Source organism: Paenibacillus sp. FSL H8-0122, assembly GCF_038005345.1.
GTDB lineage: Bacteria > Bacillota > Bacilli > Paenibacillales > Paenibacillaceae > Paenibacillus_AQ.
Genome location: NZ_JBBOTB010000001.1, coordinates 4,429,362 through 4,443,381 on the forward strand (window position 1 = coordinate 4,429,362; position 14,020 = coordinate 4,443,381).

The 14,020-nt window shown below is 55.8% G+C and carries 7 protein-coding genes; 5 read left to right on the forward strand and 2 right to left on the reverse strand.

The features are described from left to right. Positions 1-10: 10 nt before the first annotated feature. From NSS64_RS19225 to NSS64_RS19245, 5 genes are all read left to right on the forward strand, one after another. Positions 11-6,730, forward strand: a complete 6,720-nt coding sequence (locus tag NSS64_RS19225; protein WP_341141172.1) for a DUF7507 domain-containing protein — start codon at positions 11-13, stop codon at positions 6,728-6,730. After that, entirely contained in the window at positions 6,727-8,412 is a 1,686-nt protein-coding gene (locus NSS64_RS19230; RefSeq protein ID WP_341141173.1) for a hypothetical protein, read from the forward strand. The genes NSS64_RS19225 and NSS64_RS19230 overlap by 4 nt, the downstream gene beginning before the upstream one ends. Before the next feature lie 114 nt (positions 8,413-8,526). Then, the gene (gene yhbH / locus NSS64_RS19235; protein ID WP_209872814.1) at positions 8,527-9,687 is read left to right on the forward strand and encodes a sporulation protein YhbH; all 1,161 of its coding nucleotides are present in this window, start codon (positions 8,527-8,529) and stop codon (positions 9,685-9,687) included. Positions 9,688-9,971: 284 nt separating this feature from the next. After that, entirely contained in the window at positions 9,972-10,304 is a 333-nt protein-coding gene (locus NSS64_RS19240; RefSeq protein ID WP_341142846.1) for a PadR family transcriptional regulator, read from the forward strand. Beyond that, complete coding sequence (locus tag NSS64_RS19245; RefSeq protein WP_341141174.1) at positions 10,304-10,879, forward strand: DUF2812 domain-containing protein; 576 nt, start codon at positions 10,304-10,306, stop codon at positions 10,877-10,879. The genes NSS64_RS19240 and NSS64_RS19245 overlap by 1 nt, the downstream gene beginning before the upstream one ends. 243 nt (positions 10,880-11,122) lie before the next feature. Here the strand turns inward: NSS64_RS19245 and NSS64_RS19250 are convergent, their stop codons facing one another. Both NSS64_RS19250 and NSS64_RS19255 read right to left on the reverse strand, forming a co-directional pair. Then, entirely contained in the window at positions 11,123-12,628 is a 1,506-nt protein-coding gene (locus NSS64_RS19250; protein WP_341141175.1) for an alpha-glucosidase/alpha-galactosidase, read from the reverse strand. A gap of 152 nt (positions 12,629-12,780) precedes the next feature. Further along, positions 12,781-13,677: an AraC family transcriptional regulator gene (locus tag NSS64_RS19255; RefSeq protein ID WP_341142847.1), complete on the reverse strand. Its 897-nt coding sequence runs from the start codon at positions 13,675-13,677 to the stop codon at positions 12,781-12,783. Positions 13,678-14,020: the final 343 nt, after the last annotated feature.

Consider the following 14,020-nt stretch of genomic DNA (forward strand, 5'->3'; position numbering starts at 1 on the left):
TCAAAAGGAGGTGAAAATTATTCCTCTAGTCGTTCGGTCTACGGTTAATGCAACAGGCGCCATCACTTTCACTGGCAACACGCTGGGACTAAGCCGCTCTGAAACTGCCGGTGTACCGGGTACACAGGACAGTATCGGAGGCTTCTCTACGATTAATACAGCTTCTGTATACGGCACTTACCCTGCCGGCACTACCAGTCTATATCAGAACAATAGTTCAGCAGCCATTCTGGTTCTCCCTGCCGGAAGCACAGTTCTGTATGCCGAGCTGATCTGGGGCGGCTCCTATGTTAACGGTACCGTCAATCTCACTGCGGCAATCAACAACCCTGTATCCTTCACTACACCGCTCGGGAACACGGTCATTGTAACCCCCGATTCAGCCACAGCCAATTCGGTGGATCTGGGCGGCGGTGCACTCGCATATGTCCGTTCCGCCAATGTCACCAGCACCATTCAAGCCTCCGGTGCCGGAACCTATGTCACTGGCGGTGTAGTTGGGACTATCGTAATTCCCGGTGATTCCACTGCCAACCATGCCGGCTGGACACTTGCCGTTATCTACCAGAATCCGTCGCTGCCCTTCCGCAACATGTCTCTGCGCGCAGGTGCTGTCCTTGTCCAAGCCTCCTCGGCACCGGTAGTTACGACGATTACCGGGTTCGCCACCCCCGTCACCGGTGCGCTGGGCGGACGTATCCAGTTCAGCGCCCAGGAAGGAGATGCCAACCGCTCGGGCGACCAGGCACTATTCGGCCCTACCTCCACCACTCAAGTCGCCCTCTCCGGGCCTAACAATTTTGCGGGCAACTTCTTCGCCTCGCAGATTAACAATGATACCGGCAATCTGAATACGACCGGCACGTTCGGCACCCGTAACCAGACCAACGGCAGTCCGGGCTCCAACATTATCGGCGGGCGGCAGGGCTGGGATATTACAAATGTGGATGTCTCTGCACGCCTGGTCAATAACCAGTCCTCTGCTCTCCTGACCTTGACTACATCGGGCGATGCGTATGTCGTTAACGCCAACGGGCTGCAAATAGATATCAATGCGCCCAAGATCTCCTTGACCAAAAGCGCAAATGTCGCCGGTACCATCGTTGGTGATCTGGTCACCTACACTGTAACGGTCAACAATACCGGTACGGCAAGCGCAGCCAGTGTTGTATTGTCGGACGCATTACCGGCAGGCCTTACTTTTGTCACAGGAAGCGTGGTGGTAGCCGGTGTTGCCAGACCGACTTATGATATAACCTCCGGCATCCCGCTGGGTTCACTTGCTCTGGGCACTTCCATAACGGTGACTTATCAAGCCAGGGTGACTTCCTTGCCGAATCCGCAATTTGTGCCCAACACGGCTAACGCTGCCTTCACCTTCCAGAGTGTAGCCGGAGGCCCGATTGTCAGCGGAGTCATTCCATCCAATACACAATCACTGCCGGTATATTCTCCCGTTCTCGGCATTGTCAAAAGCGCCAATACGACCAACGCAACGGTCGGAGACCAGATTCTCTACACCCTGCAAATCTCCAACACCGGTAATATCGGCGCCACTACTACGCTCACGGATAACATTCCTGCCGGCAGCTCCTATATTCCGGGAAGCTTCACGGTAAACGGCACGCCTGTGGCGGGTAATCCCGCCGCCGGGATCGCCATCGGCACCATCGCGGCGGGAGGAAGCTCTACGGTCCAGTTCCGTGTACTGGTGAACAGTCTGCCTTCTCCCCCGCAACTGGTGGACCAGGCTACAGCCGCCTATACCTTCCAGGTTCCTGACGGGCGGACCGTGAACGGTACGGCTGCCTCCAATACGCTCACCATACCGGTCAGACTGCCGAATGTTGCCCTTGTCAAAAGCGCCAGCTTCCCGGATGCCGCCGTAGGCGATACCCTGCAGTATACGTCTGTGGTTACTAATAACGGAATCGTCGCCATCACGAACGTTGTGCTCTCTGATCCGATACCCGCAGGCTGCACTCTAGTGCCCGGAAGCGTGGTGGTGGCGGGTACCGCCCGGCCTTCGGCTGATCCGGCTTCAGGGATATCTGTGGGTACTATCGCTCCGGGCACCAGCGTAACGGTAACCTTCCAGGTTAGTGTCACCTCTGTGCCGGGAAACGGCCAGCTCGCCAACCAGTCATCGGTCTCTTACAGCTCGGGGACTTTTAACGCCATCACACAGTCCAATACAATCCTCACTCCTGTGTACCAGCCAATAATCGGTATCGTCAAAAGCTCCAGCCCAAGCAGCGCCACGGTTGGAGGAAATGTTCTGTATACCCTGCAAGTACAAAATACTGGCAACCTCGCGGCAACGGTAACCTTAACTGACACGATCCCTGCCGGGTCTGCCTTCGTCGCCGGAAGCGTCACCGTAAACGGTGTGGTCCGTCCGTCAGATTCTCCGGTAAGCGGAATCCCGCTCGGGTCTGCAGCACCGGGAGCCGCCTTGACCGTAACCTTCCTGACCGCTGTCCAATCCCTGCCGTCTCCGGCAACCTTGACGGACCAGGGCAGCAGCAGCTATACCTATCAGTTGCCCAGCGGACGCTCTCTGTCCGGCGGAAGTGTATCCAATACGGTGACTATTCCAGTCTCTGCCCCCAACATCACGATTCTCAAAAATGCCAATCTCACCTCAGTGGCTGTAGGCGAATATCTTACCTACACCGTCTCTGTATCCAACCCCAGCGGCGTAGCTGTTAACAATGTAGTGCTGTCTGATCCGGCTCCGGCAGGCAGTGCCTTTGTAGCAGGAACTGTTACGGTGAACGGAACGGCCGTACCCTCTGCCAATCCAAATGCCGGGATTGCTCTCGGAACACTTGCTGCGGGCGCCACAAGCATCGTTGCCTTTCAGGTTAATGCGAACTCTATTCCAAGCCCGCCTCAACTGAGCAACCGGGCCAGCGCATCCTTTACGGCCGGATCATTCAGCGGAGCAGCCCTGTCCAATACAGTGTCTACCCCGGTCTTCATTCCAGTCATTGGACTTGTCAAAAGCTCTAGCCCTGCGCAGGCCTCTGTCGGCAGTCTGCTCTCCTTCTCCATCCTGGCCAGCAACACTGGCAATATCGCGGCAATGCTGAATCTGACCGATGCCCTGCCGCCGCAGACGGTATTCGAGACCAACAGCGTAAGTATAGGCGGGACCCCCCTGCCCGGGTATAGCCCATTAACTGGCATTCCGGTGGGGCCGCTTGCTCCCGGAGACAGTGTCGTAGTCAGCTTCCTTGTTACGGTTACTTCGCTTCCCCCAAACCAGCAGCTGCTTAATTCGGCCGCCGCCTCATTCACCTTCACACTGCCGGATGGCCGTCAGCTCGGGGGTAACACAGTGTCGAACACACTTACGTTTCCCGTCTCGGCTCCGAATGTCAGTGTTGTCAAAAGCGTCAATGCCGTTGATGCGGTCACCGGAGACATTCTTACCTTCACCTCTGTGCTGACGAATAACAGTATTACTTCTGTCAGCAACATCATTCTCAGCGATCCCTTGCCAGAGAATACAGCTTTCCTTCCCGGAACCGTAATTGTCGGCGGCGTCTCCCAGCCGTTGTCAGTTCCGTCCGCCGGCATCCCAATCGGCAGCCTGGGGCCTGGAGCCTCCGTTGCCGTCACATTCGAGGTGAGAATAACCATGCCGATTCCTTCACAGGTGAATAACCAGTCCACCGTCAGCTTCACCTCCGGGGTCTTCTCCGGCTCTTCATCGTCCAACGTCACCACCACACCAGTCACACAGCCGCAGATCTCCCTTGTCAAAAGCGCCAATGACCTGAACGCTACAGTCGGTGATACGGTCATATATACCATTCTGGTCAGCAATACCGGTAATGTTGCGGCCAATGTCACGTTAACCGACAATATTCCGGCCGGTACCACCTTTGACCCCAACAGCGTCATTGTCGGCGGTTTTCCTCAGCCGGGGGCTGCACCGGATACCGGAATCACAGTCGGAACCGTCGCTCCCGGGGCAAGTGTATCCGTCAGCTTCACCGTCTTCATCGTATCTCTGCCTTCACCGCAGCAGCTTGTCAATCAGGCCGCTTCTACCTATACCTTCACTCCGCACGACGGACGGCTGCTGAGCGGCAGCGCCGTCTCCAACACCGTAACCATCGCAGTCTCCGCCCCCAATCTGGCGGTGGTGAAGAGCACAACCTCCACTTCCGTTGCCCTTGGGGATACGATTTCCTACTCCGTGAACATCACTAATAACGGGATGGACCCTGTCAACAATGTCGTGCTCAGTGATCCAACACCGGACGGGGCTGCCTTCGTACCGGGCAGTGTATCGGTGAACGGTGTGCTGTTCCCGGGTGCCAATCCGGCCTCGGGGATCACTATCGGCACACTTGCCTCCGGCGCTTCTACGGTGGTCTCCTACAGCGTTACCGTAACCTCGGTGCCTCTGGATGCCGCGATCGATAATCAGGCGACTGTCACCTACACCTCCGGTGTCTTTACCGGCTCCACCTTCTCGAATCCGGTCTCAGTCCCTGTCTTCCAGCCGAATATCGCCGCTTCCAAAACTGCAAATACTGCAAATGCAACGGTCGGCGATACCGTAACCTACACCATAAATGTCACCAATACAGGCAACTATGGAGCAAGCCTGACGGTTACGGACAATATTCCGGCCGGCACCACCTTTGTAGACAATAGCGTGCTGATTGGCGGGCTGCCTCTGCCGCAGGCTAATCCCTCCACAGGAATTGCTGCCGGAACTATCGCTCCGGGGGCGACTGTAGCTGTCTCGTTCTCGGTGGTGATCACTTCACTGCCATCGCCGCAGCTGCTGGTGAATCAGGGAACGGTTGCTTACAGCTTCACCTTGCCTGACGGAAGAACCCTGGGAGGGTCGGTGCTCACCAACACCCTGACCATCCCTGTCTCGAACCCGAATCTGGCTGTCGTCAAAACCACCGCAACCACCGCAACCCATGTGGGCGACACCATCACTTATTCCGTAACCCTGACCAATAACGGTATTGCTACGGTTAATAATGTGGTATTCACAGATGCTCTGCCTGCCGGTACCTCCTTTGTTCCGGGCAGTGTGCTCGTAGACGGCGTGTCCCGACCTGCTTCTTCACCGGCTACCGGGGTGACCATAGGCAGCATCGCTCCGGGCGCTTCTGTAACGGTGGCTTTTAACGTAACGGTTACTTCTCTGCCGGCTTCAGGTGTACTGAACAATCAGTCATCCGTCAGCTTCACTTCCGGCGCCCTGTCCAGTGTAGCCTTCTCGAACATTGTGACCACTCCGGTCTTCCAGCCGGTTATCGCTGCAGCCAAGAGCTCCAGCTCTCAGAATGCAACGGTAGGCGATACCATTGTCTATACCGTCAATGTCAGCAATTCAGGGAACTATGCGGCATCGGCCACGCTGACTGATACCATTCCCGCAGGTACAACTCTGGTTCCGAACAGTGTGCTGATTAACGGCTTCCCTGCTCCGGGTGCAGATCCCGCTACCGGAATCCCTCTGGGCAGTGTTGCAGCCGGTGCATCACTGGCCGTACTATTCTCTGTGGTGATCGACACGCTGCCAGCCAGCCAGCAGCTCAGCAATCAGGCCATTATCGCCTTCAACTATACGCTGCCTGACGGACGCGTCTTCAACCAGTCGGCCAGCTCGAACATCAACCAGATTTCCGTATCTTCGCCGAATGTACTTGTGGTCAAGAGCACCACTGTTACCGATGCCGTAGTGACCGATACCGTTCCGTATAGTATTACAGTTACCAACAGCGGCATTGCCCCGGTCAGCAATGTGGTGCTGAGTGATCCGATTCCGGCCGGTTCTTCCTTTGTAGCCGGTAGCGTGGTCGTGGACGGCACTCCGCTGCCGGGAGGGAACCCTGCGAACGGGATCTCGCTCGGCACTATCGCCCCTGGCGCAGTGGTCCAGGTCACCTTCAATATTCTCGTCAACAGTCTTCCTAATCCGGCCACACTCAACAATCAGGCTTCGGTCAGCTTCACCTCCGGGGCATTCTCCGGCGCCTCTTATTCCAATAATCTGATTACCCCGGTATTCCAGCCGATTATCGGTGTCCTGAAATCTGCTGATACTACTAATGCCACAGTTGGAGATACCGTCACTTATTTCCTCAGTGTGACGAATACGGGCAATCTTGCAGCGGTTGTTACCTTAACAGACTCCATTCCGGCAGGAGCTGTATTCATTCCGAACAGCGTCCTGATCAACGGCCAGCCTGTTCCGGGTGCAGATCCGACTACCGGCATCAATCTTGGCACCGTTGCAGCCGGAGCTACCGTCACCATGACAGTCACCCTGCAGGTAACTGTCGCTTCCCTGCCTTCACCGCAGCAGCTGGTGAACCAGGCGGCGGCAACCTTCACCTTCACGCCGCCTGATGGACGTCTGCTCTCAGGCTCTACACTATCGAATACACTCGTCATCCCGGTCTCCTCACCGGATGTAACAGCAGTGAAGAGCACACCAGCTGTCGACGCGGTTGTCGGCGATATCATCACCTATACGATTGCCGTAACCAACAACGGCATTGTTCCCGTCAACAATGTGGTCCTTGTTGACCCGATCCCGGCCGGAAGCCAATTCGTTGCTGGCAGCGTAACTGTGGACGGCACTCCGCGTCCCGGAGCCAATCCGGGCACCGGTATCGTGATCGGAACGATCGCCCCGGGAGCGACCACAACGGTAACCTTCCAGGTTCAGGTCATCGTCATATGACAGACGGCTCACGGCTCCAGCCTGTCGTAAGTAATCAGTCCATGGTTCTGTACAGCTCGGCAGAGGGCACTGAATCGGTTACCTATTCCAATACCGTCTATACGCTTGTCGTAGGTCCGGTACTATCGCTGCAGAAGCAAGCAGACCGCCTGAGCGCCTCCCTGGGAGAGACGCTCGTCTACACTGTGACCGCCAGGAATAGCGGCAATACCGGGGCGGTTGTCACCATCACGGATGTGCTTCCCCCAGGCGTCTCGTTCATTGCCAATAGTGTGCTTAGAGACGGAGTCCCCCTTCCGGGGGTCACTCCGTCTTCCGGCATTCCTCTGGGCCTACTCGCCCCCCATTCGGGAGTCAGTATCGCCTTCCAGGTCATTGTCATCTCGCTTCCGCCTTCACTCGCGCTGCATAACAGGGCGGTTGGCACGTATTCCTTCAGTACACCTGAAGGAAGAACGGTGAACGGGGAGATCCGCTCCAATCCGGTCAGTGTCTCCCTGCTGTCTTACCAGTTATCCTCACTGCTCTCGGCCAGCACTCCCACTACCTTCATTGGGGATGTCGTCACCTATACCCTTCAGCTCAGGAATGAAGGCACCCTGCCGCTGACCGGAGTCCTTGCTGTGCTCCCCCTGCCGGAAGGCACCTCATTCCTTCCCGGAAGTGTTACTGCAGCCGGGATTTATCAGCCTGAGGCCGACCCGGCTTCAGGCATCGGGCTGGGTTCGCTCCCAGCAGGCGCAGCCGCCGAGGTCTCCTACCGCGCTAGGGTGACCTCGAATCCTCCAGGATCGGTGATTCTGGCGAATGCACAGATCTCTTATGAGGCTAACGACAACAGAACCTCCACCACAAGCAACACGGTTCAGATTACGGTCATCCAGCCCGGATTATCGGTAACGCTGAAGGTTGATCTCTACAGCGCAGCGCCCGGCGACAACCTGCGGTACGAGTTCACTGTACAGAACAGCGGCAATCTGGCGGTGAACGCGCTGCTGACGGACGCCATTCCGCCAAGCGTACTGTTCGTCTGGGACAGCGTCCGTATTGACGGGGTTCCCCAGAGGGGCGTTCGCCCCGGGGACGGAATTCCGCTGGGCACCTTACGGGCAGGTGCTGTTGTGGCAGTAGATTTTCTCGTATCTATTCCAGGTGCCACCGATATCCGCCAGACGCCGGCCATTCAGAATCAGGGAGTGGTCCAGTATACGTTCTCCCTGCCGGACGGGCGCAATGTCGGGCAGCTCTCCCGCTCCAATGCGGTGACCACGTTGCTGTTCACGCCCATCATTTCCATTCAGATTCAGGGAGAGCCGCCCGTTGTCGAGGCTGGAGGCATAGCTGAATTCAACATTTACGTGTCCAACAGCGGGAATTATCCGGCTGAGGTCTCGGTGATCCGAATTGTACCGCAGGGTACCGTCATTGATCCCGATATCGTTACCATAAGCGCTATCGCCGTGCCCGGTACGCCGTATAGCGGAACAGTTGCTCTGGGAACGCTGGAAGCGGGGCAGACCGTCACACTCACTTATTTTGTCAGAATAAATGCGGATTATATGGGCAAGGATCTTCAAGGCTCTACGGCCGCCCTGTATCTGTTCACCATCGACGGACGCCGGTACTCCGGTGAAGCCCGTTCTAACAGCTATCGGCTGCTCATTGAAGAAATCAGTGAATAATACTGCTCACATATCCCCCATCTCCCTGAATATACTTTAGTTACAACCTGCTGCTTCGTCTCAGTCTCCGTAGTGACAATACCGAAGAATACAGTCCATGGGAGGTGGTCATCCTTGTCCCAGCCGTCCGGTCCATACGCATTTGTCGTATCCAAAGAAGACTGGTCCCTTCACCGCAAAGGCCATCAGGATCAGGAGCGTCACCAGCAAAAGGTCAGAGAAGCCATCAAGGGCAACCTGCCCGATCTGGTTACTGAAGAGAATATTATTTTGTCGGGCGGCAAGCAGATTGTGAAGGTGCCGATCCGCAGTCTGGATGAATACCGGATTATCTATAATTTCCGCAAGCAGAAGCATGTCGGCCAGGGGGACGGGGACAGCCAGGTGGGGGATGTACTTGGCCGCGATTCCCAGTCGGCCCAGCCGGGCAAAGGGGATAAAGCGGGGGATCAGCCCGGCGCAGATACCGTTGAGGCCGAAGTCGATCTGGAGGATCTGGAGGATATACTGTTCCAGGACATGGAGCTTCCCCATCTGAAGCCGAAGGATAAGGAAGAGATTGAGGTCAAATCGATTGTCTTCAACGATATCCGCAAAAAAGGCATGATGTCGAACATCGACAAAAAACGTACGTTACTTGAGAATTTGCGGCGCAATGCCAGCAGCGGCAACCCTGGAATACACAGCATCAGCCCCGATGATCTGCGTTACAAAACCTGGGATGACATCACGGTCCCTCACTCGAATGCCGTGATTATTGCCATGATGGACACCTCGGGCAGTATGGGCACTTTTGAAAAATACTGCGCCCGCAGCTTCTTCTTCTGGATGACCCGCTTCCTGCGCCGCCAGTATGAGAAGGTGGATATTGTGTTCCTGGCCCATCATACGGAAGCTAAGGAGGTCAGCGAGCATGACTTCTTCACCCGGGGCGAGAGCGGGGGGACGATCTGCTCCTCGGCGTATCAGAAAGCACTGGAGATTATCGACAGCCGCTATCCGCCTGCCAAGTACAACATCTATCCCTTCCACTTCTCGGATGGCGACAATCTGACCTCCGACAATGAGCGCTGCGTCAAGCTGATCGGCGAGCTGCTGAAGCGCAGCAACATGTTCGGCTACGGCGAGGTGAACCAGTACAACCGCAGCAGCACCCTGATGTCCGCCTACCGCCACCTGAAGCAGGAGCAGTTCATGCATTATGTGATTAAGGATAAGAAGGAAGTGTATCTGGCGCTGAAGGCTTTTTTCGGCAAAAAGGCAATCGAAGCCTGAGCGCCTGCTCTCCGGACTGACCGTAGAGCGAGCGTTACGCGCAGATTCATATTGTAATGACGATCCCCTGCAAACCGTGCGAACGGCGGGCGGGGGATTTTTGATGTGGAATCCAATTGTGCCGCAAAAGTCTATTGACTATTATATCGTCAGCCGATATACTAAGTGTATCGGTTGACGATATAACGATGGATGGTATAACGTCAGATGCTATAACGCCGAATGATACAAAGGAAATTTCCGGTCTGTGAAATGAGATTTAAAGATGCGCGATAAGGAAGGTGATGGCATTGTCCGGCAACAATGAATACGGGGCGCTGACCGAAGGCGTCTATTATATCCTCTTGTCACTGCTCACCCCGATGCACGGCTACGGGATTATGCAGAACGTGAAGCTGCTGAGCAATCAGCGTGTGGAGCTGGGTGCAGGCACGTTATACGGGGCGTTAAGCACACTTGTGGAACGAGGATGGATCACGCTGCTGGCTGGCGGAGAAGATTCCCGCAAGAAGGAGTATCAGATTACAGAGCTGGGCAAATCGATAGTCCGGAGTGAAATGACCCGGCTTGACGAGTTGCTCACCAATGGAAGAAAGCTAATGGGAGGCGAAGCGTAATGAGTAAGGTGGTGCGCAAATTTTTCATGGATTACGAGAAGGAAGAAGCGTGGCTGAATCAAATGTCGGCCAAGGGATTGGCCCTGGTGGAGCATTCTTGGGCCCGTTATGTGTTCGAAGAGAGCGCTAAGGGGGAGTATATTTACCGGATTGAGCTGCTGGAGAAGGACCCGAAGGAGGCGGCAGGCTACTTGCAATTCATGGAGGAGACCGGAGCCGAGCGGGTGCCGTCCGGGACCCCTAACAAGGCCAATCGTGCCTTTATGAACCAACGCTGGGTGTTCTTCAGAAGGAAGGCCTCAGAAGGCCCCTTCCAGATCTATACCGATGCAGACTCCAAGATCAAGCACTATCAGAGAATCTATAAAGTCTATCTGTCCCTCGCGTTCATGGAGCTGATCATCGGCTCCTTAAATATCATGCTGATTACGCTGAATACTTCATCTAACATCTACAAAATCAACCTCATCGTGGGAGTGTCTGTTATCATTCTGGGCCTGTTCTTCGTCTGGCTCAGCATACCCGTCCGCCGCAAGATCCTCCGTCTGCAGCAGGAGAAGCTGATTCGGGAGTGAGGGGTTACACCTGCCTATTTCCCCCATTAAGGGAAAGGATGCTGTTTTTCGCATACATCTGACTCAAGCGCCTACGCTGAGTAAATTGTGTTCGGTTTTTCGCATACACACACTGGGCCCTACGCGCTCATGCACACTTCCAACTCTACCCAAAAAAGGGCTATCCCAAGCAGTCATCATGACTTTTGGGACAGCCCTCATTCCAATATTTCTCCGCTCCGCCCAGACTTATGTCTCCTCCGCTTACTGCACCTTCTCCCTGTCCTTGCCCTTGTCGGATTCCCCGGCGTTCTTGTTCGCGGCCTCGCGGTCCTGCATCATCTCGTCTACCGTCTTCACCTTCAGTCGGGCCGCACCTTCGTTGCCGGCATTCGTCGGGATCAGATCACCGGAGGCAAGGCGTTCCTTCGCTTCAGCAATGGCTGAACCGTACTGCGGCAGCCACTGTTCTCCGGCCACCAGCATCTCGTCAACCATCTGCCAGATTTCCTTCGGATTGCAGACGGCGCCGACCAGCGGGTCCATCATGAACGCCTGGCGCAGCAGCTTGTCGTCGCCATGCACAGCCGCTTCCACCGCCAGGCGCTGCACGGAAATGCTGACGTTGCAGACGGCCGCCAGGCCGAGCGGCAGGTCGCCGACCAGCGGCATCGAGATGCCGTTACGGTCCACGTAGCCCGGCGCTTCAATAATGGCATCATCCGGCAGATTGGAGATGACGCCGTTATTCACCATGTTGAAGTGACCTCTGTAGACGCGTCCTGTCTCCAGCCCTTCGATGATATACGAGCCGTGCTCCTCTCCCCGCTTCTCCGGGATGTACTCCAGCGCCGGGTCCTTCATCCAGTTCGGGAAATCCGTCTCGAACCAGTTGCGGCCTTCCGTACAGACCCGCAGGTAGCCGCCCGTCTCCCCGTTGATCCATACGCCCAGATCGATCCAGTCCATGATCTCGCTCGGGCGCTTGCGGTACCAGGGCACATATTCGCTCAGGTGTCCGTTCGATTCCGTGCTGTAATAGCCGAAGCGGCGGAGCATATCGATCCGCACCTTCTCGGTGCGGCTGTACTCGGGATGCTTCTCGAAGGCCTCAAGCAGACCCGCCGTCAGATCCTTGCCCTCATGCTTCGCAGAGATGTACCAGGTCTGGTGATTGATTCCGGCACAGATAATATCCACCTGCGACTTCTCCAGGCCGTACACCTGAGCGATCTGCGAATGCCCATGCTGCACGCCATGGCACAGCCCGATGGTCTGCACCCCGCCGTATTTATTGCAGGCCCAGGTCAGCATAGCCATCGGGTTCGAGTAATTCAGCAGAAGCACATCCGGAGCAGCTGTCTCACGGATATCACGGCAGATCTCCAGCATCTCCGCAATCCCGCGCTGCCCGTACATAATCCCGCCTGCACACAGCGTATCTCCTACACACTGATCCACGCCATACTTAAGTGGAATATCCACATCGGTAGCGAAGGCCTCCAAGCCCCCCATACGGATAGTACAAAATACGTACTTGGCATCCTTGAGCGCTTCCCTGCGGTCCGTCGTGGAAGAGATAGTGATATCCAGACCATTCTCCTTAATATCCCGCTGGCACAGCTCAGTGACCATGTCCAGGTTATGGCTGTTTATATCCATGAACGAAACTTCGATATTACGGAATTCCGGCACAGTCAGCAGGTCACGCAGCAGTCCGCGGGTGAATCCGATACTGCCCGCCCCGATAAAAGTTACTTTAAAAGACATAATAATCATCCTCCGGCAATGAATTATTGACTCCTGTCCATTGTAACAAGGGGACTGCCGGAAGCGTAACCAATATCATGACCATTTTGCGGGTAACCTGTCAACAATCCTAACTTTCTCCATACCATACCCCTCCAGGGTTGAACACGAAACTATCCTTCACTCCAGTAGTGGCGTTCGATAGCGTTGCGGTATTCGATAGGAGTACAGCCTGAATACTTCTTGAATAGCAGATGAAAATACTGCCTGCTGCTGATCCCCACATAGTCGGCAATCTCCGCTACCGGAATCTCCCCCTGACCCAGCAGCATCCGGGCCTTCTCCATACGCAGCTGGTTCAAGTAGTCCGTCAGGGTCTGCCCCGTGTGCGTCCTGAAGATGCGGTGCAGATAACCCGGGTGAACATTCACGGAGAGCGCAACCTCCTTAACCTGAATGCTCCGGTCATAATTCTGATGCAGGAACTCGATCGCCCGCCGCACATAGAGCTGTGAGGGCTGCTGGCTGGACGGGAGCGACTCCATGCGCAGCCGGGCCAGACGCAGCAGCAGCTCTGCGAAGAGCAGATGCACCATGCTGCTCCCCTTCCGCCCGCGCTGATCCAGCTCCAGCACCAGCGCCTTCAGCACATGGAAGACCTCCTCCTGATCTGACAGCACCAGACTATCGAACGGATGCCGAAGCAGCTCTGCCAGCACCTCTTCCTCCCGGGCCAAGCTGCCAATGGACGGAACTACGCCCCCATATTCGGTAAAAGCAAATTCCACGTTTAGCATCCGGCAGGAGGAGCCCTCTTCCACAATCAGCCGGTGCGGCACCTCCGCATCCAGCAGAATCATCTCTCCCCGCTTCAGCCGGAAGGGCGTATCGCCGCCCGCTTCATCCCGCACCTCCACTACACAGCTGCCTGAGATGAGATACATGATCTCCGTGGAGTTGTGATGATGGTAAGGCATCGCGTAATTGCTCCATTGCCTATAGTAATAAGCCAGAAAGTGCGGACTGTAATCCCTCTCCAGCAATCCCTGCTCAAAAAGACTCCCGTTCATCTCTGCCACATCGCCCGCCTCCCCTCTGCCAGTATCGATAGCACAAGTGTATCGCTTGAGCGCAGGCAGGACAAGCAGCGGGTTAACCCCTCCGGCCCGGATGCCTCCTCCCAACACATTGTGATCGGTTTTCCGATTACATTCCGCCTACGCTCCCCTCACCAGCAAAATGTGATCGGTTTTTCGATTACATTTCGCCCACGCTCCCCTCACCAGCAAAATGTGATCGGTTTTTCGATTACATTTGGCCGACGCGGCGCACCACCAGCAAAATGTGATCGGTTTTTCGATTACATTTTGCCACCACTCCCCTCGCCAGCCGATTGTGATCGGTTTTTCGATT

What these genes read in the sequence shown, in the direction of transcription:
- NSS64_RS19230 (WP_341141173.1), top strand. Translation starts at nt 6,727, where the DNA reads ATGACAGACGGCTCACGGCTCCAGCCTGTCGTAAGTAATCAGTCCATG.
- NSS64_RS19240 (WP_341142846.1), top strand. Translation starts at nt 9,972, where the DNA reads ATGGCATTGTCCGGCAACAATGAATACGGGGCGCTGACCGAAGGCGTC.
- NSS64_RS19245 (WP_341141174.1), top strand. Translation starts at nt 10,304, where the DNA reads ATGAGTAAGGTGGTGCGCAAATTTTTCATGGATTACGAGAAGGAAGAA.
- NSS64_RS19250 (WP_341141175.1), bottom strand. Translation starts at nt 12,628, where the DNA reads ATGTCTTTTAAAGTAACTTTTATCGGGGCGGGCAGTATCGGATTCACC.
- NSS64_RS19255 (WP_341142847.1), bottom strand. Translation starts at nt 13,677, where the DNA reads ATGAACGGGAGTCTTTTTGAGCAGGGATTGCTGGAGAGGGATTACAGT.